Annotated in this window: 20 protein-coding genes; 7 read left to right on the top strand and 13 right to left on the bottom strand. The window is 68.2% G+C overall.

Annotated features, from left to right (window positions below; genetic code table 11):
• Nucleotides 1–2: 2 nt before the first annotated feature.
• From BLW48_RS03450 to BLW48_RS03435, 4 genes are all read left to right on the top strand, one after another.
• The gene (locus tag BLW48_RS03450; RefSeq protein WP_093172632.1) at nucleotides 3–1718 is read left to right on the top strand and encodes a putative 2-aminoethylphosphonate ABC transporter permease subunit; all 1716 of its coding nucleotides are present in this window, start codon (nucleotides 3–5) and stop codon (nucleotides 1716–1718) included.
• Nucleotides 1715–2854: a TIGR03364 family FAD-dependent oxidoreductase gene (locus BLW48_RS03445; protein ID WP_256330686.1), complete on the top strand. Its 1140-nt coding sequence runs from the start codon at nucleotides 1715–1717 to the stop codon at nucleotides 2852–2854. The genes BLW48_RS03450 and BLW48_RS03445 overlap by 4 nt, the downstream gene beginning before the upstream one ends.
• A 49-nt stretch (nucleotides 2855–2903) precedes the next feature.
• Complete coding sequence (gene phnX / locus BLW48_RS03440; RefSeq protein ID WP_093075985.1) at nucleotides 2904–3731, top strand: phosphonoacetaldehyde hydrolase; 828 nt, start codon at nucleotides 2904–2906, stop codon at nucleotides 3729–3731.
• A gap of 301 nt (nucleotides 3732–4032) precedes the next feature.
• The gene (locus tag BLW48_RS03435) at nucleotides 4033–5298 is read left to right on the top strand and encodes an MFS transporter (RefSeq protein ID WP_093172630.1); all 1266 of its coding nucleotides are present in this window, start codon (nucleotides 4033–4035) and stop codon (nucleotides 5296–5298) included.
• Here the strand turns inward: BLW48_RS03435 and BLW48_RS03430 are convergent.
• The gene (locus BLW48_RS03430; RefSeq protein WP_093172628.1) at nucleotides 5246–6664 is read right to left on the bottom strand and encodes an aminotransferase-like domain-containing protein; all 1419 of its coding nucleotides are present in this window, start codon (nucleotides 6662–6664) and stop codon (nucleotides 5246–5248) included. The genes BLW48_RS03435 and BLW48_RS03430 overlap by 53 nt on opposite strands.
• Before the next feature lie 99 nt (nucleotides 6665–6763).
• On the opposite strand from BLW48_RS03430, the gene BLW48_RS03425 reads away from it, so the two are divergent.
• Genes BLW48_RS03425 through BLW48_RS03415 form a run of 3 tightly spaced genes read left to right on the top strand, consistent with a single transcriptional unit; the run spans nucleotide 6764 to nucleotide 8956 of the window.
• On the top strand, nucleotides 6764–6952 hold the full coding sequence (locus tag BLW48_RS03425) for a DUF2970 domain-containing protein (protein ID WP_093050271.1): 189 nt from the start codon (nucleotides 6764–6766) through the stop codon (nucleotides 6950–6952).
• Nucleotides 6949–7656 carry a c-type cytochrome gene (locus tag BLW48_RS03420; RefSeq protein WP_093172626.1) on the top strand — a complete coding sequence of 236 codons (708 nt, stop codon included), beginning with the start codon at nucleotides 6949–6951 and terminating at the stop codon, nucleotides 7654–7656. Before BLW48_RS03425 ends, BLW48_RS03420 begins: the two co-directional genes overlap by 4 nt.
• Before the next feature lie 13 nt (nucleotides 7657–7669).
• On the top strand, nucleotides 7670–8956 hold the full coding sequence (locus tag BLW48_RS03415) for a c-type cytochrome (RefSeq protein ID WP_093172624.1): 1287 nt from the start codon (nucleotides 7670–7672) through the stop codon (nucleotides 8954–8956).
• 18 nt (nucleotides 8957–8974) lie between these two features.
• On the opposite strand, the gene BLW48_RS03410 is transcribed toward BLW48_RS03415, so the two are convergent.
• The 12 genes from BLW48_RS03410 to gspN all read right to left on the bottom strand — a co-directional run bounded on the left by BLW48_RS03410 (nucleotide 8975) and on the right by gspN (nucleotide 26990).
• The gene (locus tag BLW48_RS03410; protein WP_093172622.1) at nucleotides 8975–10984 is read right to left on the bottom strand and encodes a lipoxygenase family protein; all 2010 of its coding nucleotides are present in this window, start codon (nucleotides 10982–10984) and stop codon (nucleotides 8975–8977) included.
• A gap of 168 nt (nucleotides 10985–11152) precedes the next feature.
• Nucleotides 11153–12547 carry an 8-oxoguanine deaminase gene (locus BLW48_RS03405; RefSeq protein WP_093172620.1) on the bottom strand — a complete coding sequence of 465 codons (1395 nt, stop codon included), beginning with the start codon at nucleotides 12545–12547 and terminating at the stop codon, nucleotides 11153–11155.
• Nucleotides 12548–12567: 20 nt separating this feature from the next.
• Entirely contained in the window at nucleotides 12568–14826 is a 2259-nt protein-coding gene (locus tag BLW48_RS03400) for a phosphocholine-specific phospholipase C (protein ID WP_093172618.1), read from the bottom strand.
• Between the two features lie 28 nt (nucleotides 14827–14854).
• Nucleotides 14855–15028: a hypothetical protein gene (locus BLW48_RS35315; RefSeq protein ID WP_176928683.1), complete on the bottom strand. Its 174-nt coding sequence runs from the start codon at nucleotides 15026–15028 to the stop codon at nucleotides 14855–14857.
• A 129-nt stretch (nucleotides 15029–15157) separates the two neighbouring features.
• Nucleotides 15158–17401, bottom strand: a complete 2244-nt coding sequence (locus BLW48_RS03395; RefSeq protein WP_093172616.1) for a phosphocholine-specific phospholipase C — start codon at nucleotides 17399–17401, stop codon at nucleotides 15158–15160.
• Between the two features lie 108 nt (nucleotides 17402–17509).
• Complete coding sequence (locus BLW48_RS03390; RefSeq protein WP_093172614.1) at nucleotides 17510–19795, bottom strand: phosphocholine-specific phospholipase C; 2286 nt, start codon at nucleotides 19793–19795, stop codon at nucleotides 17510–17512.
• Between the two features lie 20 nt (nucleotides 19796–19815).
• On the bottom strand, nucleotides 19816–19992 hold the full coding sequence (locus BLW48_RS35310; protein WP_177142251.1) for a hypothetical protein: 177 nt from the start codon (nucleotides 19990–19992) through the stop codon (nucleotides 19816–19818).
• Between the two features lie 202 nt (nucleotides 19993–20194).
• Complete coding sequence (locus tag BLW48_RS03385; protein ID WP_056509256.1) at nucleotides 20195–21094, bottom strand: 5'-nucleotidase; 900 nt, start codon at nucleotides 21092–21094, stop codon at nucleotides 20195–20197.
• A gap of 124 nt (nucleotides 21095–21218) precedes the next feature.
• Nucleotides 21219–22457, bottom strand: a complete 1239-nt coding sequence (gene gspF, locus BLW48_RS03380; RefSeq protein WP_093172612.1) for a type II secretion system inner membrane protein GspF — start codon at nucleotides 22455–22457, stop codon at nucleotides 21219–21221.
• A gap of 18 nt (nucleotides 22458–22475) precedes the next feature.
• Nucleotides 22476–23867 (bottom strand): GspE/PulE family protein, encoded by a 1392-nt coding sequence (locus BLW48_RS03375; protein WP_093048284.1) that lies wholly within the window; start codon nucleotides 23865–23867, stop codon nucleotides 22476–22478.
• Between the two features lie 16 nt (nucleotides 23868–23883).
• Nucleotides 23884–26184: a type II secretion system secretin GspD gene (gene gspD / locus BLW48_RS03370; protein ID WP_093172610.1), complete on the bottom strand. Its 2301-nt coding sequence runs from the start codon at nucleotides 26182–26184 to the stop codon at nucleotides 23884–23886.
• A gap of 5 nt (nucleotides 26185–26189) precedes the next feature.
• Complete coding sequence (gspN, locus tag BLW48_RS03365) at nucleotides 26190–26990, bottom strand: type II secretion system protein N (RefSeq protein WP_093172608.1); 801 nt, start codon at nucleotides 26988–26990, stop codon at nucleotides 26190–26192.
• Between the last annotated feature and the right edge of the window lie 4 nt (nucleotides 26991–26994).

Raw genomic sequence — 26994 nt, 5'->3', positions numbered from 1 at the left:
GCATGAGCAGTTCTCCCGACGCCATCGCCGTTGTGCCGGTGGTGGTGGCGCGTGGCAGCGCATTCGACCGCGAGCGCTGGCTGACGGGCGCGGCCGTGTTGCTGGTCGTGCTGCTGCTGGTGGTGATCGTCGCGTTGCCGGTCGGCGCATTGGTCGGCCAGAGCTTCTTCGACCACGCGGGCGCGTTCGTGGGCCTTGCCAATTTCGCGCGCTACCTCGACAACCCGGCGCTGGTGCAGTCGGCCTTCAACAGCCTGGGGCTCGCGGCCCTCAGCGCCGTGATCTGCACGGGCATCGCCTACGTGTACGCCTACGGGCTCACGCTGTCCTGCATGCCGGCCAAGGGCCTGCTGCGCGCGGTGGCGCTGGTGCCGCTGCTCGCGCCTTCGCTGCTGCCCGCGATCAGCCTCGTCTACCTGTTCGGCAACCAGGGCCTGTTCAAGGGGCTGCTGGGCGGCGCGTCCATTTACGGCCCGCTGGGTATCGTGCTCGGCTCGGTGTTCTGGACGCTGCCGCATGCGCTGCTGATCCTCACCACCGCCATGGCCACCTCCGACGGCCGGCTCTACGAGGCCGCGCAGACGCTGGGCGCCTCGCGCTGGCGCATCTTCCGCACGGTGACGCTGCCGGCCTCGCGCTACGGCCTCATCGTGGCCGCGATGGTGGTGTTCGTGCTCGTCATCACCGACTTCGGCGTGCCGAAGGTGGTGGGCGGGCAGACCGGCGTGCTCGCGACCGACATCTACAAGCAGGTGGTCGGGCAGCAGAACTTCCAGATGGGCGCTGTGGTCGGCCTCGTGCTGCTGATTCCGGCGGTGCTGTCGTTCCTGGTCGAGCGCCACGTGCGCAGCAAGCAGGCGGCGGCGCTGTCGGCGCGTGCCACGCCCTATCAGCCCGAGCCCGTGAAGGTGCGCGACCGCGCACTGCTGGCCTTCTGCGTGCTCACGGCCTGCGGCATCCTCGTGATGATCGGCATGGCGGTGTTCGCCTCGCTGGCCACCTTCTGGCCCTACAACCTCGTGCCGTCGTTCAAGAACTACGACTTCAGCAACATGGACGGGGGCGGCTGGGGCAGCTACTTCAACTCGCTGCGGCTGGCTGTGTGCGCGGCAGTGGCGGGTGCATTGATCACCTTCATCTCGGCCTATTTCGTCGAGAAGCCGCGCCACTTCGGCCTGCTGCGCGAACTGCTGAACCTGCTGGCCAACCTGCCGCTCGCGGTGCCAGGGCTGGTGCTTGGTGTGGGCTACATCTTCTTCTTCATCTCGCCTTCGAACCCGCTGCGCGCCATCTACGGCAGCATGACCATCCTCGTGGTGTGCACGGTGGCGCACTTCTTCTCGGTGGCGCACCTGACTTCGCTCACGGCGCTGCGCCAGCTCGACCGCGAATACGAGCTGGTGTCCGAGTCGATGGGCGTGCCGTTCTGGCGCACGCTGTGGCGCGTGCACCTGCCGGTGGCGCTGCCGACCGTGCTGAACGTGGGCGGCTATTTCTTCGTCAACGCGATGACGACAGTGTCGGCCGTCGTGTTCCTCTACTCGCCGCAGACCACGCTCGCAGCCATCGCCGTGCTCAACATGGACGACGCCGGCGACGTCGCGCCCGCCGCCGCCATGGCTTCGCTGATCATGCTCACTGCCGCCATCGGCCGAGGCGTGTTCGCGCTGGCCGGGCAGTGGGCGCTCAAGCGCACCCAGGCCTGGAGACAACGGTGATCGCTGCCCCCGCACACGACCCCGACAGCTTCGATCTCATCGTGGTCGGCGCTGGCATCGTCGGCCTGGCCCACGCCTACAGCGCCGTGCAGCGCGGCCTCAAGGTCTGCGTAGTCGAGCGCGACGCAGCCTGCATCGGCGCTTCGATCCGCAACTTCGGCTTCATCACTATCACCGGCCAGGCGCCGGGCGACATGTGGCGCCGCGCGATGCATTCCCGCGGTGTGTGGAACGAGGTCGCGCCGCAGGCCGGCATCGAGGTCGTGCACCGCAACCTCTGGCTCGCGGCCTATCGCCCCGAGGCGCACGACGTGCTCGAAGCCTTCATGCGCACGCCGATGGGCAAGGGCTGCGAACTGCTCGACGCCGCCGATGCGCAGGCCAAGGCGCCGGCGCTGAGCCTGGCGGATGCGCGCTCGGTGCTTTTCAGCCCGCACGAACTGCGCGTCGAATCGCGCACCGCCATCGGCCTGCTGACCAAATGGCTGGCCGAGGCGCACGGCGTGACCTTCCGTTTCAGCGAAGCCGTGCTCGAAGTCGAAACGCCCCGCGTACGTACCTCGCTCGGCACGCTGCATGCCGAGCGCGTGGTGGTCTGCACCAACACCGACCTGCACAGCCTGTTCGCTGGCCGCATTGCCGCGCACGACCTCACGCTGTGCCGCCTGCAGATGCTGCGCGTGAAGCCCGAGGCGGGCTTCCGTTTGCCCGGCTCGGTAATGTCGGACCTGAGCTTTGTGCGCTACGAGGGCTACAGCACGCTGCCAGAGGCCGCTGCGCTGCGCGCGCGCCTGCAGCAGGAAGAGGCCGCATCGCTCGCGCACGGCATCCATCTGATCGTGGTGCAGAGCGCCGACGGATCGCTGGTGGTCGGCGATTCGCACCACTACGCCGACGCGCCCGAGCCCTTCGCGATGGAGGAGGTCGACCAGCTCATCCTGCGCCACCTGCGCAGCACGCTGAACCTCGAGGCCGCGCAGGTCACCGAGCGCTGGACCGGCGTGTACCCCTCATCGAAGACCACGCCCTGCGTGATCGACGCGCCCGACGACGCCACGCGCGTGGTGCTGGTCACCAGCGGCAGCGGCGCGAGCACCGGTTTCGGCATCGCGCAAGACGTCTTCAACGCCTGGTGATGGCTGCAGGGCCGTTGCCTTCCTTCCGAACCTCTTCATCTCAGCCGCCATGAACGCCCACAACCACTCCCAGCTCCAGGCCGTCGTCTTCGACTGGGCCGGCACCATCCTCGATTTCGGCTCCTGCGCCCCCATGGGCGCCTTCGTGAAGCTGTTCGAGCAGTTCGGCATAGACATCACCATCGCCGAGGCGCGCGGACCGATGGGCGTGGCCAAGTGGGACCACATCAAGGCGCTGGGCACGCTGCCGCGCATCAATGCCCAGTGGGAAGCAAAGCACGGCCATGCGTTCAACGACGCCGATGCCGACAAGCTGTATGAAATCTTCACGCCCATGAACGCAGCCAGCGCGCGCGACCATGCCGACTTCATTCCGGGCGCGCTCGAGGCAGTCGGCGTGCTGCGCCAGCGCGGCCTGAAGATCGGCTCGACCACCGGCTACAACCGCCCGATCATGGAAGTGGTCGCGCCCATCGCCGCGGCCGGCGGTTATGCGCCCGACAACCTCGTGTGCGGCGGCGACCTCGCCGAAGGCCGCCCGTCGCCGCTCATGATGTACCGCTGCTTCGCCGACCTCGGTGTGTGGCCGCCGCACACCGTGGTGAAGGTCGACGACACCGGCGTCGGCCTGCAGGAAGGCCTCAACGCGGGCACCTGGGCTGTGGGCGTGGCTGTCAGTGGCAACGTGAACGGTCTCACGCTGGCCGAATGGCAGGCGCTCGATGAAGGCCAGCAGCAAGAGCGCCGCGCACGCGCCACCGCCGAACTCGAAGCGGCCGGCGCGCATTACGTGATCGACAGCGTGGCCGACTTGCCGCAGGTGCTGGAAGACATCGAACGCCGGCTGCAGCGCGGCGAGCGGCCTGTCGTCGCCTGACCTGTAGCCAGAAGCGGCAGCGTCCGACTTGACGCACGCCTTCGCGGGCATAGCATGCCCGCCATGATGAGAAGCACAAGCCTTGTTCTTCTTCTGTTCTGCGTGGGCCTGCTGACGGCCGCGTGCGACGACAGGCCGAAGCCGGGTGGCCCCATGCCGAAGGCTTCGACGAGCTTTGTCGCCACACCCGCGCCATTCGCACACTGAGCCAATGCCGAGCCTGAAGGTGGTTTGACACCACCGGGCTCTGCGCGTGCCTCGCGTTTCCGCGTCACGGGGTATCCTCGTCGCGGAGACAAAAATGAAGACAAACGAGACAACCACCCATCAGGCGGATTCACGCTACGCCATGGTGCGCCTGGGCCTCACGCTGCTCGTCATGACGGTCGGCAGCAGCGGCATGTACGTGGTGTCGGTGATGCTGCCCGCGGTGCAGGCCGAGTTCGGCGTCGCGCGTGCCGACGCCTCGCTGCCCTACACGCTGCTGATGCTGGGCTTCGGCTTCGGCGGTGTGCTGATGGGCAAGCTGGCCGACCGCGTCGGCGTGATGCGGCCGCTGCTGATGGGCTCCGTGTTTCTCGGTGCGGGGTACATCGCGACTGGCCTCTCTGGCGGCATCGTGTCCTTCACCATCGCGCAGGCGCTACTGGTCGGCCTGCTCGGCAGCTCGGTGGCTTTTGCGCCGCTGGTGGCCGACACCTCGCTGTGGTTCGTCAAGCGGCGCGGCATCGCGGTGGCGGTGTGCGCGAGCGGCAACTACCTCGCGGGCGCGGTGTGGCCGCCGATCGCGCAGCACTTCGTCGAGACGGTGGGCTGGCGCCAGACCTACATCGGCATGGGCATCTTCTGCGGGCTGACGATGGCGCTGCTTGCCCTATTCTTCCGCGCGCGGCCGCCTGCGCTGGCTGATGCACCGCCCGCCAACGCTTCGAACAGGGCCGCGGTGCGCGACATGACGCGGCCTTTCGGCCTGAGCATGGGCGCGGCACAGAGCCTGTTGTGCGTGGCCGGCGTGGCCTGCTGCGTGGCGATGGCAATGCCGCAGGTGCACATCGTGGCCTACTGCGGCGACCTGGGCTACGGGCCGGCGCAGGGCGCGATGATGCTGTCGCTGATGCTGGGCTTCGGCATCGTGAGCCGGCTGGTGTCGGGCGCCATCTGCGACCGCATCGGCGGGCTGCGCACGCTGCTGCTTGGCGGCTTGCTGCAGTGCGTGGCGCTGCTGCTGTTTTTGCCCTTCGACGGGCTGGTGCCGCTCTACGTGATCTCGGCGCTGTTCGGGCTGTTCCAGGGCGGCATCGTGCCGTCGTACGCAATCATCGTGCGCGAGCACTTTCCGCCGAAGGAGGCGGGCGCGCGCGTGGGCACGGTGCTGATGTTCACGCTGTTCGGCATGGCGCTGGGCGGGTGGATGTCGGGCAAGGTGTTCGACCTCACGGGCAGCTACCACGCGGCCTTTCTGAACGGCATCGGCTGGAACCTGGTGAACGTGAGCATCGCGGCCTTCCTGCTGTTCAGGACGCTTCGGCAGCCAGCCGGCCGAGTGTCTGCATCGCCTGCTCGCTGAGCGCGCTCCACGGGTGGCCGTAGTTCAGCCGCAGGCAGTTGGTGAAGGCGCGCGTGGCCGAGAAGATCGGCCCGGGCGCGACGCTGATGCCCAGTTCCAGCGCCTTGCGGTGAATCTCCAGCGCGTTCGCGCGCGCCGGCAGCTCGACCCACAGAAAGTAGCCGCCCAGCGGCCGCGTCGCGCGCGTGCCCGGCGGAAAGTAATGGCCCACGGCCTGCGCGAAGGTGGCCTGCTGCATCGCCAGCGTCTGCCGCAGCTTGCGCAAATGCTTGTCGAGGCCGCCTTTTTCGAGATAGCCAGCTAGCGCCAGCTGCGCGGGCGCCGAGGTGCTGAGCGTGGTCGTGAGCTTCTGCCGCGCGACCTTGCGCGCGAAGCGGCCGGCCGAGGTCCAGCCGATGCGATAGCCGGGTGCCAGGCACTTCGAGAACGAAGAGCAGTGCAGCACCAGCCCCCGTGTGTCGAAGGCCTTGGCTGGCGCGGGACGCCGCTCGCCGAAGTAGAGCTCGGCATACACGTCGTCCTCGATCAGCGGCAGTTCGTGCCGCGCGAGCAGCTCCACCAGCGCCTTCTTCTTTGCATCGGGCATCAGGCTGCCCAGCGGGTTCTGGAAGGTGGTCATTAGCCAGCACGCGGTGGGCTTGTGCGCCGCGATGGCCAGCTCCAGCGCTTCGAGGTCGATGCCTTCGCCCGGATGCGTCGGCACCTCGATGGCCCGCAGGCCCATGCGCTCCAGCGCCTGCAGCGCGGCATAGAAAGTTGGCGACTCGACGATCACCGCGTCGCCCGGCCGCGTGACCGCCGCGAGGCAGAGGTTGAGCGCTTCGAGTGCTCCGTTGGTAATGACGATTTCGTCTGCCGGCACCGGCATGCCGTCGGCCAGGTAGCGCAGCGCGATCTGCCGGCGCAGCGCTGCGCTGCCTGGCGTGAGGTCGTCCACCGTGCTCCATGGGTCGAGCGACTTGGCGCTGGCGGCCATGAACTGCCCGAGCCGCGCCAGCGGAAACAGCAGGGGGCTCGGAAAGGCCGAGCCGAAGGGCACGACCTTGCGCGACATGCTGGCCTCGAGGATGTCGAACACCTTGTCGCTCACATCGAGCGACAGCGGCCCGTCTGCCGGGCGCGAGGTGTGGGTGGACTCGGGCGGCGCATCGCGAAGGCCGCCGCCGGCCACGTAATAGCCCGAACGGTCGCGTGCACGCACCAGGCCACGCGCCTCCAGCAGGTAGTAGGCCTGGAACACGGTCGATGCGCTGACCCCGCGGCTCTGCCCGGTGTGGCGCACCGAGGGCAGGCGGTCGCCGGTCTTCAGGGTGCCGTTGCGGATCGAGGCCTCGATGTCGGCAGCCAGGGCTTCATATCGCTTCATCGCAGGGTGTTCTTCATTCGGCAGCACTTTATCTGCACCGGTCAATTGGTGCGGATCTGCATCTGTTTTTTCTGGCCCGACTGGGCCACACTCGACCCCATGTCGAATCTCATGCGCGCGGTGCGCGCCGTTCTCTGGAGTTTCATCGGGCTGGGTGGCCGCCGTGCCGACGCCGACAAGCGGACTGCGCAAGTCGGCATCCTGCCGCTGATCGGCGTGGCATTCGTGATGGTGCTGCTGCTGATCGCGGGGCTGCTGGCGCTGGCGCACTACGCTGCCGGTACATGAAGCTGCACATTCGCCTCGCCGTTGCCGGGCTGCTGCTCGCCGTGCAGGGCATGGCGGGCGCCGCGACGCCGGCCACGGTGCCCGACACCATCGAGCAGCGCGTGGCCGCCTGCATCGCCTGCCACGGCCGCGAGGGCGCGACCACCAACGCGGGCTACTTTCCGCGGCTGGCGGGCAAGCCGGCCGGCTACCTGTTCAACCAGCTCGTGAGCTTCAGGGACGGCCGGCGCTTCAACAGCGACATGGCGTACATGGTGCAGCACCTGTCGGATGCGTACCTGCGCGAGATGGCCGAGTACTTTGCCGGGCTGCAGCTGCCTTATCCGCCGATTTCCCCCACCAGCGACGCAACGCCCGAACAGCTGCAGCGCGGCCGCCAGCTCGTGCGTGAAGGCGATGCGGCGCGCGGCATACCCGCCTGCGTGCAGTGCCACGGCGCGGCGCTCACGGGCGTGCAGCCGGCCATTCCGGGGCTGCTGGGGCTGCCGCGGCTCTATGTGTCGTCGCAGCTCGGCGCCTGGCTCACGAGCGAGCGGCATGCGCTGCCGCCCGACTGCATGGCCGACATCGGCCGGCGCATGAGCACCGCCGACATCAACGCCGTTGCGAGCTGGCTTGCCGTGCAACCGATGCCGGCCGACACGAAGCCCGCGGCCTCGCTGCCCGCGCCGCTGCCGGTGACTTGCGGCGGCATGCCGAAGTGACGGAGCAGCGCCCATGAAACTCCGACACCTGGCCTGGACGCTGCTGGCGCTGATCGTGCTCGGCGCAGCCGCCGCCGGCGGCATCGTGGCCATGAACCTGCGCGGCGAAGACCCGCTGCCCGCGCAAGCCGAAGCCTTCGCCGCCACGCCGCAACTGGTCGAGCGCGGACGCTACCTCGCGCTGGCCGGCAACTGCGCGGGCTGCCACACCACGCGCGGCGGCCAGCCCTATGCGGGCGGCCTGCCGATCGAAACGCCCTTCGGCATCATCTATTCGAGCAACCTCACGCCCGACGACAAGGCCGGCATCGGCGGCTGGAGCAGCGCGCACTTCTGGCGCGCGATGCACAACGGCCGCAGCAAGGACGGGCGGCTGCTGTACCCGGCGTTTCCGTACCCCAACTTCACGCAGGTGACGCGCGAGGATTCGGACGCGATCTACGCCTACCTGCGCAGCGTGCCGCCCGCAGCCGAGCCCAACAAGGCGCACCGGCTGCGCTTCCCCTACGACACGCAGGCGGCGCTGGCCGTGTGGCGCGTGCTGTCGTTCAAGCCCGAGCCCTTCGTGGCCAATGCCGGCAAGCCGGCCGAATGGAACCGGGGTGCCTACCTGGTCAACGGTTTGGGCCATTGCATCGCCTGCCACGGCAGCCGCAATTCGCTGGGCGCGACCGAGACGAAGCTGGGGCTTTCAGGCGGTCTCATCGCCGTCGAGAACTGGTACGCCCCGTCGCTCAACGATCCGCATGAGGCCGGCGTGGCCGACTGGCCCGCGGCCGACGTGGTGGCGCTGCTCAAGAGCGGTGTCGCGCCGCGCGGCTCGGTCATGGGGCCGATGGCCGACGTGGTGTTCCGCAGCACGCAGTACCTGAGCGAAGCCGACCTGACGGCCATGGCGAGCTATCTGAAGGACCTGCCCGACGCGCCGAAGCCCGAGGCCGACGCCGTTATCGCGAAGGCCCCCATCCGCCGCGATGCCGGCACCATGACGCGCGGCGCGAAGATCTATGACCAGCGCTGTGCCTACTGCCATGGCGACCAGGGGCAGGGCGCGGCAGGCGCCTACCCGCCGCTCGCGGGCAACCGCGCAGTCAACATGGCGCGGCCCACCAACCTGATCCAGGTGATCGCACACGGCGGTTTCCTGCCCTCGACCCCCGGCAACCCGCGCCCATACGGCATGCCGCCGTTCGGCCAGACGCTGGATGCGGCCGAGGTCGCGGCCGTGCTCACCTACGTGCGTGGTTCGTGGGGCAACGACAGCGCGCCCGTCACGCAACTGGACACCATGCGCCGCTGAGCGGCGCCCGCATCCGCTTCAGATGTTCGTGCTCGAAGGAATGCGGCTCGGCAGCAGGTGCTCGTAAGGCCGCGCCCGCGTGGTGTTGCGCTGGCGGATGGTGGCCTCGATGCCGACGAGAGCGTTGCGAAAGCGCTCCAGCGGCCCGCCTTGCCCGACGATGGCCGGGTCCAGCAGCACCGGTAGGTGCGGAAAGACGTTGTCCTTGTACTCGCCCAATGGCCGGTAGTACACGCCGCCGAGGATGTGGAACAGCAGGATCTGCTCCTGCGCCGCCAGCCGCGAAGGCAGCATCTGCGACCAGCTTGCTTCGTTCTGACCCGCACTGCTTGTCGGCGCCGGCACACCGCCCGCGCCAGCGCTGAAGGGCGCATAGGTCATCACCGAGTACTGCGGGAAGTTCACCGCCGCATGCTGCGCGCTGGCGTTGAAGATGATCGCGGTCAGCACGTCGATGAGCTGCGCGCGCGTGGTGATCGGCCGGAAACCGTGCACCTTGCCGCTGATCGCGAGCTCGGTGGCCCAGGCCTTGAGCTCGTAGTCGCCGGTGACATCGGCGTCGCTCAGGTAGTAGGTGGCCACGTAGTCGCCGACCCATTGCGCGATGGCGTTCCACACCAGCAGCGCGTCGTCGCGGTACGGGTAGTCGGGCAGCGCCGCCGTGTCGTCCACGCCGCGCGTGCGCAGGTCGTTGGGCAGCATCATGCGGTCGTAGAAGTCGTAGGCCAGCCGGTCACGGCCGCACTCGCGCTGCAGCGTATCGATGGGCGCGGTGAGGATCACGTCGCCCGTGGTCAGCGGCGCCATGATGATCAGCGTCGCGAACTCGTTGATGAACATCGCGCCCTCCAGGTGCGGCGACAGCAGCCGGCTCAGCGGATGCGCGGTCGCGAACTGGCGCTGCGTGGCCATCGCGAAGGCCTCCGACATCAGGTGCGTGCGGCCCAGGTGCACGAACATCTCGTGGTAGTTGAAGTCGGCCACCTGCACCGCGGTCTTTGCCGATTGCCATGCCCAGTAGGCCTCGGCGTTGGCGGTGTCGTCCACGCGAAGGAAGATCGGGCTCAGCGTCGGGTCTTGTCCGCACTGGATTGCGACCGGCACCAGCGAGCGGCCGGTCTTGGGTCGGGCGAACAGCGCGATGGGCGCATGGATGTAGGCAGTGCCGGTGAGCGGCTTGACCTGAGGGCCTGCCGGCGCCATGTCGCCCAGGCCTTCGTAGTCGAGCAGGTAGAGCCGGCCGGAGGCGGCCGCATCGGCGAGGCTGTCGCCGGCGCCCATCACCTGCCGGTACTGCGCGTCGCTCAGCGGAAACTTCGCCGGCAGCGCCGTCGCTCGCTGGATCAGCATCGGGTTGGGCCCGGACACGCGCATGGCCGCGAACAGGTCGTTGTCGTGCAGCAGCTGCGAGATGGCCGGCTTTTCGATGGTGACGAACAGCGCGTCGTACTGCGCCACCGTCTTCGGCCCGTTCAGCGCGCCCAGCGGGCCCTGCGACAGCAGGTCGTGGTGAATCTGCTTGAGCTGCGTGGCGATGTCGCCCGCCGTGCCAGTGAGTGTGCCCAGCAGGCTCAGCACCGCGGCCGGCAGTGTCGCCAGTCCGCTGTTGGCGGCCAGCAGCTGATCGAAGCTGGCCTGCAGGCCAGCCAGGCGCGTGCGCAGGTTGTCGAGCGACTGCAGGCTGCCCGAGGCCAGCGCGCTGGTGGCGAACGAGGCCGCGAAATTGGTAACGGCTTCCAGCGCCTTCGCGATGGTCTTTAGCTGGTGCTCCAGCGCCGGCAGTTCGCCCGGGGGCACCACCGCGCCCATCGGCACGCCGGCCAGGTTGATGTGCGATTCGGTCCAGAGGTAAGTTGTCTGCCGTCCCACCAGTTCGAGCCGCCGCAGCGTGGCGCTGATCGGGTCGATCTTCTGCGGCAGCGTGGGCTTGAGCACCGGCAGGGCGGCCGATGCGGTGGATGGTTTGCCGGCCAGCAGGCCCAGGCCGCCCGCCGAGGCGGACCATTTGAGGATGTCTCTGCGCTTCATCGGGGAGTTCCCTGTTGTTGTGAATCTTGGGAAGGCCGATGGCGTGCTCGGCCACTGAATAGAACGGTCGTTCTATTCAGTGGGCGGATTCTGCGGAGGGGCTCTGGCGTTGGCAATAAGGGTTGGTGCCTAGGGCTCGAAGGCACTCAACCGGCGCTGCCGGGGAGCTCAGGCCGTGTGCGGGTGCCGCGCGCCGTCGTAGAGCGTGCGTGCAAGGTCGCGATGCCTTGCCAGCAGCGGAGCCAGCTCCAGCCCGGTAAAGCCGCCGTCGCGGATGCGGACCGCCCCGTTGATCACGCTCAGCGACACCGTCCCTGGCGTGCAGAACACCAGCGCCGCCACCGGGTCGTGTCCCGCGCCCGCATGCGCCACGCCGCGCATGTCGAAGGCGACGATGTCCGCCGACATGTCCGGCGCGATGGCGCCGATGTCGTCGCGCCCCAGCACGCGCGCGCCGCCCAGCGTGGCGATTTCCAGCGCCTCGCGCGCCGTCATCGCCGCCGGGCCGTAGCCCACGCGCTGCAGCAGCATGGCCTGCCGTGCTTCGCCCAGCATGTGCGCGCCGTCGTTCGACGCGCTGCCGTCCACGCCCAGCCCCACGGGCACGCCCGCGCGGCGCATTGCGCCGATGGGCGCGATGCCCGAGGCCAGCCGCATGTTGGAGCAGGGGCAGTGCGCCACGCCGGTGCCGGTGCGGCCGAACAGAGCGATGCCGGCCTCGTCGAGCTTCACGCAGTGCGCGTGCCACACGTCGCGGCCCACCCAGCCCAGGTCTTCGGCGTACTCGGCCGGCGTCATGCCGAACTTCTCGCGCGAATAGGCCACGTCGTTGTCGTTCTCGGCCAGGTGCGTGTGCAGCGACACGCCGCGCTCACGCGCCAGCTCGGCCGAAAGCCGCATCAGGTCGCGCGACACCGAGAACGGCGAACACGGCGCGAGCACGATGCGGCGCATCGAATGGCGCGACGCGTCGTGCCAGCGGCCGATGAGCCGTTCGCTGTCGCGCAGGATGGCTTCTTCCGTCTCCACCACCTCATCGGGCGGCAGGCCGCCAGCGCTGCGGCCCACGCTCATGCTGCCGCGCGCCGCGTGGAAGCGCATGCCCATGGCGTCCGCCGCCTCGATCGAATCGTCGAGCCGCGAGCCGTTGGGAAACAGGTAGAGATGGTCGCTGGTGGTGGTGCAGCCGGAGAGCATCAGCTCGGCCATCGCGGTTTGCGTCGACACGCGGATCATCTCGGGCGTGAGGCGTGCCCACAGCAGGTACAGGTTGGTGAGCCAGCCGAACAGCTCGGCGTCTTGCGCCTCGGGCACGGCGCGCGTGAGGCTCTGGTACATGTGGTGGTGCGTGTTGACCAGCCCGGGCATCACCACATGGCCATGCATGTCGATGGCCTCGGCCTGGCCGTTGCGCAGAGCGTCGTGATACGCGATGGGAAGGTCGGCCGTGGGGCCTGCCCAGGCCACCGCGGGCCCGTCGCACACCACGGCGCCGTCGGCGATCTCGCGCCGGGCGGCGTCCATGGTGAGCAGAACGTCGGCATGTCGAAGAATCATCAGCATGCCGGCATTCTTGCCGGGGCTCAGAGGTCGGGCAAGCCCATGGCCGGATCGCTGACCGTGTGCTTGCCGGTTTCCACGCGGCCTGCGAAGCGGCGGTAGTAGGCCGGATCTGCATCGCAGGTGACGGCGAAGTCGTACCACTGGCCGCTGGCTGCGAGATCCCAGTGCTGGTCTACGTTGGCGCCGCCGTTCACCGTCGCGGTCCACGGCCCGTCTGTACGGTAGGCCTTGGCGACGATGGTGAGCTTGCACGTTGCCTTGCCGTCGTTGCGCATGTTCAGGTAGACATTGCCGTTGGCGATGTCGTAGCACACGCGCACCTCGGGCTGCGCCGCATCGCCCGCGCGCTGCGTGTTGAGGTTGCCCTTGAAGTGACGGTGAAAGCCGTTGGGACCGAGCACCCACAGGTCGTAGAGGCCGGCGTCGTCGGCCATTGCGGCCCAGGTGTCGTCGAGCTTCTTGCCCGCTTCGACCATGTAGCGGCGCGGCAGGCGGTCGAGGTGGCGCTTGTCGTAGACGTGAAACACGGCAGCCGCCTTGCCGGTGTTGAGGAACAGCAACTGCAGCTTGCCGTTGACCACGTCGGCCTTGGCGCTGGTGTGCAGTTCGTAAGGCAGGGCGCGCGAGGGGCGCGTGCCGGTGGGCTGCTTCGGCAACTGCGGATCGAGCGGCAGCGGCACCTGCGTCAGCGCTTCCTGGTCGAGGCGCAGCTTGTCGGCCTCGGTCCTGTTCTTGCGGCCGGTGAGCGTGGGCAGGGCCTCGCTGTTGGGCGTCGCGAAGTTGAAGGCGCTCGTGAGGTCGCCGCACACGGCGCGGCGGTAGGGCGAGATGTTCGTTTCCTTCACGCCGAAGCGCGCTTCGATGAAGCGCAGCACCGAGGTGTGGTCGAACACCTGTGAGTTGACCCAGCCGCCGCGGCTCCATGGCGAGAGAACGTACAGCGGCACGCGCGGGCCGGGGCCGAACACGCGGCCGTCGGGTGCAGGCTGCGAACTGCTGCCTTCCGGTGGCTGCTGCGTGAAGTACTCGTGCACAAGGTCGGCATCGGCGAGCGTCGTCTTGCCCGCGGCGGCGCTCCTGGAGTCGATGGGGTTGATCAGCGATGGCGCGGACGGCGACGGCACGTGGTCGAAGTAGCCGTCGTTCTCGTCGAAGTTGACCAGCACCACGGTCTTGCTCCAGACCTCCGGCACGGCTGTCAGCGCGTCCAGTATTTCCTGCAGGAACCAGGCGCCTTGCACCGGGCTGGATGGGCCGGGGTGTTCGCAATAGATGGAGGGGGCGTTGATCCAGCTCACCTGCGGCAGGCGGCCGGCCTTGATGTCGCTGCGGAACGCATCCAGGTACTCCTCCGGCTTGCTGCCCGGCAAGGTGTTGGCGATGCCCTTGTAGAGCGGGTTGCCCGGGTTGTCGCTGGCGGGGTCGTAGGCGTGATAGGGCGTTGCCTGGCCGCTGTTGGAATAGGGCGCGTTGGGAGCGCCGCCGCTGGAGACCGGAAAGGGCGAGGCCCGGTTGGCGCGCCTGAACTGGCGGAAGGCGCCGAGCATGTTGTCGCCCCATTCGTCGGGCATGTTCTGGTAGCAGATCCAGCTCACGCCTGCGTCTTCGAGCCGCTCGGCGTAGGTCTTCCACGTGTAGCCGGTGTTCACGGCAGAAGCGCGTCCGTCGAGCCAGTCCCACTCGTTGTTGACGAAGGCAACGTTCTGCGCGGTCGAGCCGTTGGTGCCTGTCAGGTGGAAGGAGCGGTTGGCGTCCGTTCCGGTGTGCATGGCGCAGTGGTAGCTGTCGCAGAGCGTGAAGGCGTTGGCCAGCGAGAACTGGAACGGCACTTCCGCTTCCATGAAGTAGCCCATGGCTGCGCTGGTCTTGTAGCGCGGCCATTGGGAGAGGCGGCCGCCGTCCCATGCTTCCTGGCTGTCGAGCCACTCGTGCGGCGTGCCGCTCACGCGCTGGGCGTTGCCCTTGGTCTGGTCGAGGTGGTAGGGCAGCACGAGCTTGCCATCGGCATCGCTCTGCTGCCACACGTTGCGCCCGCCCGGCAGCGGAACGGTGAAGCGGTCACCGAAGCCGCGCACGCCCGGCAGCGTGCCGAAGTAGTGGTCGAAGGAGCGGTTTTCCTGCATCAGCACGACGATGTGCTCGACGTCCTGGATGGTGCCGGTCTTGTTGTTGGCCGGAATGGCGAGTGCGCGGCGGATGCTGGGTGGGAAGGCGCTGAGCGAGAGGGCGGCAAGGCCGGTGGTGGCCGTGCCGGTGAGGAATTTGCGGCGTGAATTCATGGGCAGCTTGTTGTGGTTCTTCGGGCGATCAGGGAGCGCAGCGCTTTTCGGGCTTGACGCCCGTATCCGGTGGGGGTGTCGTGGTGTCCGGTGTGGGCAGGCCGGCGAAGCCGCCACCGTCGCTGCCGCCGCATGCGGAGAACGCGCAGGCAATGAAGAGCAGCGCGCACGCGAGATGCGTGCGCGAAGTGATGAATCGCATGGGGAGATCCTCTCGATGTTGTGCGCCGAGGCTAGGAAGCCCGGGTGACATCGAGATGAACCCTTCGATGCCGAGGTGTAAGCGCGCATTGCGCGCGCTTCACGCCTCGTCATCGATGCATGGCGAGGCTCAGAGGTCGGCCATGCCCATCGCCGGATCGCTTACCGTGTGCTTGCCGGTTTCCACGCGGCCGGCAAAGCGGCGGTAGTAGGCCGGATCGGCGTCGCAGGTGACGGCGAAGTCGTACCACTGGCCGCTGTTCGCAAGCTCCCAGTGCTGGTCTGCGTTGGCGCCGCCGTTCACGCTCGCAGTCCACGGGCCGTCTGTGCGGTAGGCCTTGGCGGTGATGGTGAACTTGCAAGTCGCCTTGCCGTCGTTGCGCATGTTCAGGTAGACATTGCCGTTGGTGATGTCGTAGCACACGCGTACTTCGGGTGCAGCGTTGCTCGTGCCCAGCGCATTCACATTGCCCTTGAACTGTCGATGGAAGCCGTTGGGACCGAGCACCCACAGGTCATAGAGGCCGTTGTCTCCGGCGGCGGGCGTCCAGGTGTCGTCGAGCGTCTTGCCCGCCTCGACCATGTAGCGGCGCGGCAGGCGATCGAGATGCTTCTTGTCGTACACGTGGAAGACTGCCGCGGCCTTGCCGGTGTTGGCGAACAGCAGCTGCAGCTTGCCGCCGGTCGCGTCGACCTTGGCGCTGGTGTGCAGTTCGTAGGGCAAGGCGCGCGAGGGCCGCGTGCCCGTGGCCTGCTGCGGCAATTGCGCGTTGGCCGGCGGCACCACCTGCGGCAGCACGTCCTGGTCGGCGCGGACCTTGTCGGCCTCGGCCTTGGTGCGGCTGCCCGCGAGCACCGGCAGCACCTCGGTGTTGGGCGTCGCGAAGTTGAAGGCGCTCGTGAGATCGCCGCACACCGCGCGGCGGAACGGGCTGATGTTGTCCTCCTTCACGCCGAAGCGCGCCTCGACGAAGCGCAGCACCGAGGTGTGGTCGAACACCTGCGAGTTGACCCAGCCGCCGCGGCTCCACGGCGAGATCACGTACATCGGCACGCGCATGCCGGGGCCGTACACGTTGCCGTCGGGCGTGGGCTGGGCGGTGGGAATGCCGGGCGGCGCGGGGTGCGTGAAGTACTCGTAGCTCATGTCCTGCGCAGGAAGCGTGCTCTTGCCAGCGAGCGTCGATGCATCGGGGTTGGGCGAAGGCGCGGAGGGCGAGGGCACGTGGTCGAAGTAGCCGTCGTTCTCGTCGAAGTTCACGAAGAGCACCGTCTTGCTCCACACCTCGGGCACGGCGGTGAGCGCGTCCAGCACCTGCTGGATATACCAGGCGCCCTGCACGGGGCTCGACGGGCCGGGGTGCTCGGAGTACACGTCGGGCGGAATCACCCACGACACCTGCGGCAGCCGGCCGTTCTTCACGTCGGCGCGGAACGCATCCATGATCGCGCCCGCGTCGAAGGCGGCCTGATCGGCCACCGGCAGCGTGTTGGCCGTGCCCTTGTAGAGCGGGTTGCCCACGTCGTCGCCGGGCGCGTAGGCCGGCGACGCGCCTTGCGGCAGCGAGGTGCTCACCGGCTTGCCCGAGGCTTCGTTCGCCTTGCGGTAGGGCTTGAAGCCCAGCAGCGGGTTGCAGCCGTAGTTGTTGGGAATGTTCTGGTAGACCATCCAGCTGACGTTGGCCTCCTGCAACCGCTCGGCGTAGGTCTTCCATTCGTAGCCTTCGGTCGACGGGCCGGTGGAGCTCCAGGCATTGACGTTGTTCACGTAGGCCACGTTGGCGCCGGTGGGGCCGTTGGTGCCGGTCCAGTGGAAGGAGCGGTTGGCGTGCGTGCCGGTGTGCATCGCGCAGTGGTAGTCGTCACAGATCGTGAAGGCATTGGCCAGCGCGAACTGGAACGGCAGCTCGGCTTCCTTCAGGTAGCCCATGGACTGCAGGTATGGCGTCTTGCCGGCCTTCTTGTAGCGCGGCCACTGGTAAATGCGCCCGCCATCCCAGGCGTTGTGCGCGTCGACCCAGGTGTGCGGCGTGCTCGACACGCGCTGGGCGCTGCCCTTCGTGCCGTCGAGGTAATAGGGCAGCACCACGTTGCCGGCGTCGTCGAGCTGCTGCCAGACCTTGCGGTCAGCGGGAAGCGGAATGGTGAAGCGGTCGCCGAAGCCGCGCACGCCCATGAGCGTGCCGAAGTAGTGATCGAAGGCGCGGTTCTCCTGCATCAGGATAACGATGTGCTCGACGTCCTTGATGGTGCCCGTGGCGTTGTTGGCCGGTATGGCCAGCGCGCGGCGAATGCTGGGTGGGAACGCGCTGAGCGCGAGGGCGGCGGCGCCCGTGGTGGCGGTGCTGGTGAGAAATTTGCGGCGTGATGTCATGGGTGTGTTGTTGTGGTTCTTCATGGACGGGGTCAGGGGCACAGGCCGTGATGATGAGCGCAGGCACAAGGTGCTTGCGCTCATCCTCTCATCGGAATGTATCGGCGCTCAGAGGTCGGCCATGCCCATGGCCGGGTCGCTCACCGTGTGCTTGCCCGTTTCGACACGGCCTGCGAAGCGGCGGTAGTAGGCCGGATCTGCATCGCACGTGACTGCGAAGTCGTACCACTGGCCGCTGCTCGCAAGCTCCCAGTGCTGGTCGACGCTGGCGCCGCCATTCATCGTCGCGGTCCATGGGCCATCGTTGCGATAGGCCTTGGCGTTGATGGTGAACCGGCACGCCGTCTTGCCGTCGTTGCGCATGCTCAGGTAGACGTTGCCGTTGGCGATGTCGTAGCACACGCGAACCTCGGGCGTCGCATTGCTGGTGCGCAGTGCGTTGAGGTTGCCCTTGAAGTGGCGATGAAAGCCGTTGGGCCCGAGCACCCACAGGTCGTAGGCGCCGCCGTCGTCGGTCATCGCGGCCCACGTGTCGTCGAGCATCTTGCCGGCCTCGACCATGTAGCGGCGCGGCAGGCGATCGAGATGCAGCTTGTCGTACACATGGAACACGGCCGCGGCCTTGCCGGTGTTGGAGAACAGCAGCTGCAGCTTGCCGTTGACCACGTCGGCCTTGGCGCTGGTGTGCAGTTCGTACGGCAGGGCGCGCGAGGGGCGGGTGCCGGTGGGCTGTCGCGGCAGCGCGGGCGTGGAGGGCAGCGGCACCTGCGCCAGTGCTTCCTGGTCGAGGCGCAACTGATCTGCTTCGGCTTGGGTCTTGCGTCCCGCGAGCGTGGGCAGCACTTCGCTGTTGGGCGTTGCGAAGTTGAAGGCGCTGGTCAGGTCGCCGGCAATCGCGCGGCGGAACGGCGAGATGTTCGTTTCCTTCACGCCGAATCGCGCTTCAAGAAAACGCAGCACCGAGGTGTGGTCGAACACCTGCGAGTTGACCCAGCCGCCGCGGCTCCATGGCGAGATGACGTACATCGGCACGCGCGGTCCGGGGCCGTAGACGCGGCCGTCCGGCTGGGGCACGCCGCTGGGTGTGCCGGTCACCAGCGGGTGGTTGTAGCGCTCGAACGCGACATCGGAGTCGCCGAGCGTGGTCTTGCCCGCCGCGCTCTTGTCGGGGTTGATCGACGGCGCGGAAGGCGACGGCACGTGGTCGAAGTAGCCGTCGTTCTCGTCGAAGTTGACGATGAACACCGTCTTGCTCCACACGTCGGGCGATGCGGTGAGCGCGTCCAGCACCTGCTGGATGTACCAGGCGCCCTGCACCGGGCTCGAAGGCCCGGGGTGCTCGGAGTAATCGGCGGGAGCGACGATCCACGACACCTGCGCGAGCTTGCCGCTGGCCACGTCCTGCTTGAACGCGCCGAGCAGGCCGCCGTCGGGCATGGTGTTGGCGATGCCCTTGTAGAGCGGGTTGCCCGCGTCGTCGCTGGCGGGGTCGTAGGCCGGCAGCGTCGTGCCCACGGGCGGGCTGGCGTCGCCGTCGTAGCGCTCGTTGTTCTTGCCTGAAGCCTTGTTGGCCACCCGGTATTGCTGGAAGCCGGCCAGCGGGTTGTCGGTGAAGTTGTCGGGCAGGTTCTGGTAGACGATCCAGCTGACCTTGGCGTCCTGCAGGCGCTCCGGGTAGGTCTTCCAGTTGCAGCCGAAGGTGGTCGAATCGACGCCGGGGTTGTCGGTGGGGTCCCATGGAAACCGCAGGTTCTCCCAGGTGTTGTCCACCGAGGCGACGCCCGCCACGCCGGCACTGGTCTGGCCCGAGGGGCCGTTGGTGCCGCTCCAGTGGAACAGGCGGTTGGAGTTGGTGCCGGTGTGCATGCCGCAGTGGTAGCTGTCGCACACGGTGAAGGCGTTGGCCAGTGCGTACTGGAACTGCAGTTCGGCCTCTTGCAGATAGCCCATCGATTGCGTGAAGGGCGCCGTGCCGGTGGCCTTGTACTTCGGCCATTGGTTGAGGCGCCCGCCGTCCCAGGCGTTCTGCGCGTCGAGCCAGCTGTGCGGCGTGCCGCTGACGCGTTGCGCGTTGCCCAGGGTCTGGTCGAGGTGATACGGCAGCACCACCTTGCCGTCGGCGTCGCTCTGCTCCCACACGCGGCGCCCGCCGATCAGCGGAATGGCGAAGCGGTCACCGAAGCCGCGCACGCCCATGAGCATGCCGAAGTAGTGGTCGAACGAACGGTTCTCCTGCATCAGGATCACGACGTGCTCGACGTCCTGGATGGTGCCGGTCTTGTTGTTGGCGGGAATGGCGAGCGCGCGGCGGATGCTCGGCGGAAATGCAGAGAGCGCGAGGGCGGCGGCGCCAGTCGTGGCTGTGCCCGTGAGGAATTTGCGGCGGGAGGTCATTGAGTAGTTCCTGGCGGCGCTCAGGGCGCGCAGCGCATCTCGGGCTTCGGAGTGTTGTCGGGCGGGGTGGGTGTGGTCGGCGTCGTCGGCGTGCCGCCGAAGAAGCCGCCGCCACCGCTGCCACCACCGCACGCAGAGAGCACGCAGGCCAGGAACAGCACGGGCGCAAGCCGCGTGCGGAGAAAAAGAAGTCGCATGGATCGGTCCTTTGTTATGTGGTTCTGGAAGGTGCGTGAGGGGGCGCACCTGGGCCACGAGACTAGGGATAACCCGTTACCGACTGGTTAACTTTGGGTGACGCAGAGAAGTCAGGCGCGTGACAACGCACTGCCCAAGGCAGCGTCAGGATCGGCGAAATGACGGCATGGCGCGGCTTGGCGCCGCGTTCAAGCGCAGCGCTCAGGGCTCGTTGCTGATACCGCTCGATACATGCCCGGCGGGCACGTGGCGCGAGGCCGCATCGACATGACCGGTCTGGTCGTCGAAGAAGAAGTCGGGTTCGAACTCGCGCAGGAACTCGCCCTTGGGCAGGCCGCCGAGGAACATGGCTTCGTCGACGCGGATGTTCCACTTCATGAGCGTGCGGATGGCGCGCTCGTGCGCCGGTGCGCTGCGCGCGGTGACGAGCGCGGTGCGAATGCGCATCTGCGCATTGCCGGCCATCTGCAGCCGGTGCAGCGCCATCAGCAGCGGCTTGAACGGCCCTTCGGGCAAGGGCAGGTCGGCCTTGCTGAGCTCGTGGGCCTGGAAGGCGTCGAGCCCTTCGGCCTGGAACACGCGCTCGGCCTCGTCCGAGAACAGCACCGCATCGCCGTCGAAGGCAATGCGCACTTCGTTCGGCCAGGCGTCGCTGGCCTTTACCGATTCGACCAGCACACGCGCAGCCGGAAAGCCCGCGATGAGCGCCTCGCGCACGTCCTGTGCGTTGACCGAGAGGAAGAGGTGCGCGCGCAGCGGGCGCAGGTAGCCGAACGGCGGTCGGCCCTGTGTGAACACGCCGCGCTGCAGCTTGATGTCGGCGGCCGCGCTCGACTTGAAGATGCGCATGCCCGAGACCGGGTCGTTGCGCGAAAGAATCACCACCTCGACGCGCTGCACGCCGTCTTCGTTGAAGCGCAGCAGCTTGCGGATCAGCGAATACGCAATGCCCGGCGCGGCCGGCACGTCGATGCGGTCGAGCTGCAGCTTCATGTAGCCCTCGTTGTCCCCGGCCTCGAAGATCTTGTTTTCTTCTTCGAGGTTGAACAGGGCACGCGAGGAGATCGCGACCACGAGCTTGTCTTCGAGAGTCACAGGCATGGCGTTTCCCCATGGACCTGACTTATTCCAGCAGGTGCGCCGCGCACGGCCGCCCGAAGCGGCCGCATCGCCCCCGGCAAGGGGGTTGGAGGCCACACGAAGTGGGCAAGCCTGGGGGTGTGCTTCATTTCACGAACTGGTTCAGCTGGATGATAGGCAGCATCACGGCCAGAACAATCAGCATCACCACCCCGCCCATCGCCACGATGAGCAGCGGCTCCAGGATGGTTGCCAGATGCATCGCGCGGCGCTGCACTTCGGCACTGAGCTGGTTGGCCGCGCGTTGGAGCATCAGCGGCAGGGTGCCGGTCTGCTCGCCGAGGCGCGCGAACATCGACACCAGGCCCGGAAAGCGCTTCTTCTGCGCCAGCGCCGAGGCCAGCGGCGCGCCTTCGCGCACCAGCACCAGTGCGTCGAGCGCGTCGGCGCGCATGGCGCGGTTGCTCAGCGTCTCGGAAGCCGCCTGCAGCGCACGCAGGATCGGCACGCCTGCCGTGGCCAGCATGGCGAGCGTGCTCGCGAAGCGCGCTGCGTTGTAGCCACGCGCGAGCTTGCCGACCAGCGGCAGCTTGAGCCAGACCGCGTCGAACTTCAGGCGGAAGGCCTCCTGCGCCAGCGCCACCCGCGCGCCAACGGCCGCGAGCACGACGGCGCACAGCATCCACCAGCCATAGTTGCGCACACCCGCGCTCAGCGACAGCATCACGGTGGTGAGAAAGGGCAGCGAGCGCTTGGTGCCCGCAAAAACCTGCGCCACCTGCGGCACCACGTAGCTCACGAGGAAGATCACGATCACGATCGCCACCAGCGTGACGATGGCCGGGTACAGCGCCGCGCCAATCAGCTTCTGCTGCAGCGCCTGGCGCTCTTCAAGGTCGTCGGCAAGGCGGTCGAGCACGAGGCCGAGGTTGCCGCTCTGTTCGCCGGCGCCGATCACGGCCGTGTAGATGGGCGAGAACTCGCGCGGATGCGCCGACAGCGCACGCGCGAACGGCGAGCCCGCGTTGACTTCGGCGCGCAGGGACGCGACCAGATTGCGCTGCTGCTCTGACTCGGCTTCGTCGGTGAGTGCCGTGAGCGCGCGTTCCAGCGGCAGGCCCGACGAGACGAGGCCCGCGAGTTGCCGCGTCCACACCGCGAGGCCGGTGGAATTGAAGACGCGCTTGCCGCCGCCGAGCCAGCGGCTGAGGGTGCTGCGCTGGCCGGTGCCATTGACGTGGTCGCTGCCGACCGGCTTGACCGACAGCGGAATGAGCGCCTGCGCCCGCAGCAGGCTGCGCGCGCTGCGTGCGGTGTCGGCCTCGAGCACGCCTTCGCGGCTCTGGCCGCTGGCGTCGATGGCTTCGAAGGAATAGGCGGGCATGGGGAGCGCCGGGGCGGCTTAGTCTCGCGTGACGCGCAGCAGTTCGGCGCGCGAAGTGACGCCGGCCTGCACCAGCCGTTCGCCGTCTTCGCGCATCAGGCGCAGGCCGCCGCGCGCGCCGGCCTTGAGCAGTTCGCTCTCGGCCGCCTTGCTGTGGATCAGGCCCTGCACGGTTTCGTCCGCCACCAGCAGCTCGAAGATGCCGGTGCGGCCCTGGTAGCCGGTCTGGCCGCACACTTCGCAGCCCGCGCCGGCGCACACCGTGCACACCTTGCGCACGAGGCGCTGCGCGAGCACGCCGAGCAGTGACGAGCTGAGAAGAAAAGGTTCCACGCCCATGTCGGTCAGGCGCGTGACGGCGCTGACGGAATCATTCGTGTGCAGCGTTGCGAGCACAAGGTGACCGGTCAGCGAGGCCTGGATGGCGATCTGCGCGGTCTCGAAGTCGCGGATTTCACCGATCATGATGACGTCAGGGTCCTGCCGCAGGATCGCGCGCAGGGCCTTGGCGAAGGTGAGTTCGATCTTGGCGTTGATCTGCGTCTGGCCCACGCCCGGCAGCTCGTACTCGATGGGGTCTTCCACCGTCATGATGTTGCTGCGGCTCGCGTCGAGCCGGGCCAGCGCGGCGTACAGCGTGGTGGTCTTGCCCGAGCCCGTGGGGCCGGTCACGAGGATGATGCCGTGCGGCTGCGAGATGAGCTTCTCGAAGCGCTCCAGCGTGTCGCCCTGCATGCCCACCGATTCGAGCGTGAGCTTCGATTCGCTCTTGTCCAGGAGGCGCAGCACCGCGCGTTCGCCGTGCGCGCTCGGCAGCGTCGACACCCGCACGTCGACCGCGCGCGTGCCGATGCGCAAGGAGATGCGCCCGTCCTGCGGCAGCCGCTTTTCGGAGATGTCGAGGTCGGCCATGATCTTCAGGCGCGAGATCAGCGCGGCGTGCAGCGCGCGGTTGGGCTGCACCACCTCGCGCAGCGTGCCGTCGATGCGAAAGCGCACGGACGAGGTGCGCTCGTAGGGCTCGATGTGGATGTCGCTGGCGCCGTCGCGCGCGGCCTGCGTGAGCAGCGCGTTCAGCATGCGGATGATGGGCGCGTCGCCAGCGCTTGCCAGCAAGTCTTCGACCGCGGGCAGCTCCTGCATCATGCGCGAGAGATCGGCGTCGTTCTGCACCTCGCTCACCACCGCGGCGGCGCTCGACTCGCCCTGCGCATAGGCCGCGCTGATGCGCTGCGCCAGCGCGCCGTCGGCCAGCACCTCGAAGGCCTGCACGCCGTACTTGCGCGACACCTCGCCGACCGCGCTGCGCGCCGGGTGGCTCGACATCCACAGCGTGTAGCGGCCGTCGTCGGTCTCCTCGAGCAAAAGCTGCTGGCTGCGTGCGAAGGCGTAGGGCAGGGGATAGCGCATGGACATCAAGGCAGTATCAAGGCAGTTCGCGCGTGCTCACGGGGTCGGCGGTCGGCGGCAGGGCGCCGCGCAGGGCGCTCGGCGCCAGCTTGCGGTTGTCGGCGGGCAGCGCGGGCGGTGGGATCAGTTGGGTGCCTTGCTCGCGCAGGCCGCCCCGGCTGTTGCTGCTGGTGCCCAACGGCGGCGACTCCGGCAGCACGGGCGCGGCATTCACGTTGCGCAGCATCACGTTGTCGGTGTTGGGCTGGGTCGCCTGCTGCAGGCCACGGATCTGGTCGTAGCGATCGAATGCGAAGGCTTCGGTCGCCGTGGCGTCGCGCATCACCACCGGGCGCAGGAACATCATCAGGTTGTTCTTGACGCGCGAGCGGTTCTCGCTCTTGAACAGGTTGCCGACCACCGGGATGTCGCCAGCAAAGGGCACCTTTTCAGTGTTGGTGCCGTAGGTGTCCGACAGCAGGCCGCCGAGCATGACGAGCCCGCCGTCTTCCACCAGCACGCTGGATTCGAGCGAGCGCTTGTTGGTGGTGGGGCCGTTGGGGTCGGTGGTGGTGCCGGGCGCGACGTTCGAGATCTCCTGGAAGATCGTCATCTTCACAGTGCCGTTCTCGTTGATGGTCGGACGCACGCGCAGGGTGAGGCCGACGTCCTTGCGCTCGACGGTGGTGAACGGGTTCACGCCCACCGAGCCCGAGGTGCTGGCGTAGGAGCCGGTCGGGAACGGCACGTTCTGGCCGATGACGATCTTGGCTTCTTCGTTGTCCAGCGTCAGCAGGTTGGGCGTCGAGAGCACGTTGGCGTCGTTATCGTTGCTGAAGAAATTCGCCACCGCGCCCAGGATGTACTGGCCACCGATCTTGCCGGCAATGCCGAGGTTCAGGCCGGGCTGGATCGACGTTGCAAGGCCGGAGGCATCCTTGGTGGCCAGCGCCTGGGTCAGCGCCAGGATGTTGCCGCCGTTGAGGGTGGAGTTGGTGCCGATGACGGCGTTGTTGCCCAGCGCGCTTTGCCACTGCACGCCGAACTTGGCGGCCTTGGTGGCGTTGACCTCGACGATCAGCGCCTCGATCATGACCTGCGCGCGCCGGCCGTCGAGCTTGTCGATCACGGCGCGCATCTGGCGGTACTGCGGCTCGGGCGCGGTGATGATCAGCGAGTTGGTCGTCGGGTCGGCCTGGATCTGGCCGCCGGTCGAGGGCTGGTTGGCGTTGTTGAGCGGCGCGTTGGCGGCGGCCGAGCCACCGCTCTGGTTGCCGCCGCTGTTCAGGTTCACCTGCATGGCCTGCGGCGCGCTCTGCTGGGGCGCCGCGCCGCCACCCGCAGCACCGGCAGCGCCTGGCGTGGTGTTCTGCTGGTTCGCCGCCATCGCGGCGCGCAGCGTGGCCGCGAGGCGCACCGCGTCGGCGTTCTTCAGGTAGACCACGTAGATGTTGCCGGCCAGGCCGTTGCTGCTTTCCGTCGGCGGGCGGTCGAGCTTCTCGACCAGCGTGCGCACCAGCGCCACGCGTGCCGGGTTGGCCGCGCGCAAGATCAGCGAGTTGCTGCGCGGGTCGGCCATGAGCGTGGTGCGGAACGACGCATCGGTCGCACCGGGTGCGGCGCCGCCCGGGGCGCCGGAGCCGCCGCCGTCGACCAGGCGCTGCACCAGCGGCACCATGTCGGTGGCAACCGAGTGCCTGAGCTGGATGACCTCGATGTCGGAAGCATTCGGCACGTCGAGCGACGCGATGATGCGCGCCAGCCGGCGCATGTTGTCGGCGTAGTCGGTGATCACGAGCGAGTTGTTGCCCGGGTTCACGTTGATGGTGTTGTTCGGCGGAATCAGCGGGCGCAGCACCGGCAGCAGGTTGTTCGGCGACTCGTAGTTGAGCCGGAAGATCTGCGTGACGATCTGGTTGCTGCCGCTGGACGCCGTGGCGCTGATGGAGGTGTTGACGGTGCTGCTCTGCAGCTTGGCGTCGGCCTCGGGCACCACCTTGTAGAGGCCGTCGGCTTCCACCACCGCGAAGCCCTGCAGGCGCAGCGCCGAGGCGAACTGGTTGAAGGCGGCGGCTGGCTGGATGGCGCGGTCGGTGACGAGGTTCATCGTGCCCTTGACGCGCGGGTCGACCACCACGTCGCGGCCCGTGACCACCGCCATGGTGCGGGCCACGGCCTCGATGTCGGCGTTGGAGAAGTTCAGCGTGATCGGCTCGCCGCGGCGCGGCGCATCGCCGGTCTGCGCGAACGCGGCGGGGGCACCCTGCAGGAACGTGGCGGCGATCAGCACGCGCACGGCGAGTGCGACGGTGCCGGTCGAAAACAGTGGCTTCATCATGAGGATCAACCCAGGGTGATGATCGAACGCGCGTTCTCGCGCCGTCCGATGATGTTCAACAAATTGGAAAGCGCGTCTTCGCGGCCGGGGGCGGCACTGGCTTCGCCGTTGAAGCGGAAGGAAGTGCCGTTCCAGCTGCCGCTGCCGTTCAGTTCGAGGCTGCCCTCGCGCGTGCTGAGCAGCAGCGTGGGGCGGGTGCCGCCTTCGAGTGAGAGCCGGTAGCTGCCCATCGGCCGCAGGGTCGACAGGCTGGAGGAAACATCGGTGGCGTCGAGCGTGGCCTGGCCTGCAACGCGCAGCGCGGGGCCGTCCCACTGCATAGAGAAGGCCTTGGTGGACAGGTCGAGCGCGCCTTCGAGCTTGAGCGTGTTCCAGGGCGCGCCCAGGCCGGTGAGCAGGGTGGCGGGCCAGCGCGAGCGGCTGTCCTGCCATGCGAGCTGCATGCCGCCGGCGCGCGGGCTGGCCTTGAGTTCGAGCGGCTGCGCGGCGCAGCAGGGCAGGTCGAGGCTGGCGGCGATGCCGCTCCAGCCCGGGCGCATGCGCCAGTGCAGCAGGCCGGGCAGCGACACCGCCTGCGCGCCGCCGGCGCCGCTGGCGAAGACCACGGCGGCCGTGCCGTTCCAGACGGTGCCGCGCGGGTTGGCCAGCACGAGGCGGCCATGGCTCCAGTTCGACAGCGCCGCCGCGAGCCAGCGCGCCGGCGCGAACAGCACCACCGCCAGCAGCGCGCCGATCGTGATGCCGAGCAGGGCCCAGCGCCAGCCGCGGTGCGGCCGGGGTTCGGAGATCGGAGGGCGGGTCAGCATGCGG

The sequence above is a fragment of the Variovorax sp. YR266 genome, from assembly GCF_900107295.1.
GTDB lineage: Bacteria > Pseudomonadota > Gammaproteobacteria > Burkholderiales > Burkholderiaceae_C > Variovorax.
The sequence above is the reverse complement of the archived record's forward strand: the minus strand, read 5'-3'. Positions and strand labels throughout refer to the sequence as shown.

Excerpts from the sequence above, each read along its gene's own strand:
- BLW48_RS03450 (WP_093172632.1), top strand. The coding sequence starts at position 3 with ATGAGCAGTTCTCCCGACGCCATCGCCGTTGTGCCGGTGGTGGTGGCG.
- phnX (WP_093075985.1), top strand. The coding sequence starts at position 2,904 with ATGAACGCCCACAACCACTCCCAGCTCCAGGCCGTCGTCTTCGACTGG.
- BLW48_RS03435 (WP_093172630.1), top strand. The coding sequence starts at position 4,033 with ATGAAGACAAACGAGACAACCACCCATCAGGCGGATTCACGCTACGCC.
- BLW48_RS03430 (WP_093172628.1), bottom strand. The coding sequence starts at position 6,664 with ATGAAGCGATATGAAGCCCTGGCTGCCGACATCGAGGCCTCGATCCGC.
- BLW48_RS03425 (WP_093050271.1), top strand. The coding sequence starts at position 6,764 with ATGTCGAATCTCATGCGCGCGGTGCGCGCCGTTCTCTGGAGTTTCATC.
- BLW48_RS03420 (WP_093172626.1), top strand. The coding sequence starts at position 6,949 with ATGAAGCTGCACATTCGCCTCGCCGTTGCCGGGCTGCTGCTCGCCGTG.
- BLW48_RS03415 (WP_093172624.1), top strand. The coding sequence starts at position 7,670 with ATGAAACTCCGACACCTGGCCTGGACGCTGCTGGCGCTGATCGTGCTC.
- BLW48_RS03410 (WP_093172622.1), bottom strand. The coding sequence starts at position 10,984 with ATGAAGCGCAGAGACATCCTCAAATGGTCCGCCTCGGCGGGCGGCCTG.
- BLW48_RS03405 (WP_093172620.1), bottom strand. The coding sequence starts at position 12,547 with ATGCTGATGATTCTTCGACATGCCGACGTTCTGCTCACCATGGACGCC.
- BLW48_RS03400 (WP_093172618.1), bottom strand. The coding sequence starts at position 14,826 with ATGAATTCACGCCGCAAATTCCTCACCGGCACGGCCACCACCGGCCTT.
- BLW48_RS35315 (WP_176928683.1), bottom strand. The coding sequence starts at position 15,028 with ATGCGATTCATCACTTCGCGCACGCATCTCGCGTGCGCGCTGCTCTTC.
- BLW48_RS03395 (WP_093172616.1), bottom strand. The coding sequence starts at position 17,401 with ATGACATCACGCCGCAAATTTCTCACCAGCACCGCCACCACGGGCGCC.
- BLW48_RS03390 (WP_093172614.1), bottom strand. The coding sequence starts at position 19,795 with ATGACCTCCCGCCGCAAATTCCTCACGGGCACAGCCACGACTGGCGCC.
- BLW48_RS35310 (WP_177142251.1), bottom strand. The coding sequence starts at position 19,992 with ATGCGACTTCTTTTTCTCCGCACGCGGCTTGCGCCCGTGCTGTTCCTG.
- BLW48_RS03385 (WP_056509256.1), bottom strand. The coding sequence starts at position 21,094 with ATGCCTGTGACTCTCGAAGACAAGCTCGTGGTCGCGATCTCCTCGCGT.
- gspF (WP_093172612.1), bottom strand. The coding sequence starts at position 22,457 with ATGCCCGCCTATTCCTTCGAAGCCATCGACGCCAGCGGCCAGAGCCGC.
- BLW48_RS03375 (WP_093048284.1), bottom strand. The coding sequence starts at position 23,867 with ATGCGCTATCCCCTGCCCTACGCCTTCGCACGCAGCCAGCAGCTTTTG.
- gspD (WP_093172610.1), bottom strand. The coding sequence starts at position 26,184 with ATGATGAAGCCACTGTTTTCGACCGGCACCGTCGCACTCGCCGTGCGC.
- gspN (WP_093172608.1), bottom strand. The coding sequence starts at position 26,990 with ATGCTGACCCGCCCTCCGATCTCCGAACCCCGGCCGCACCGCGGCTGG.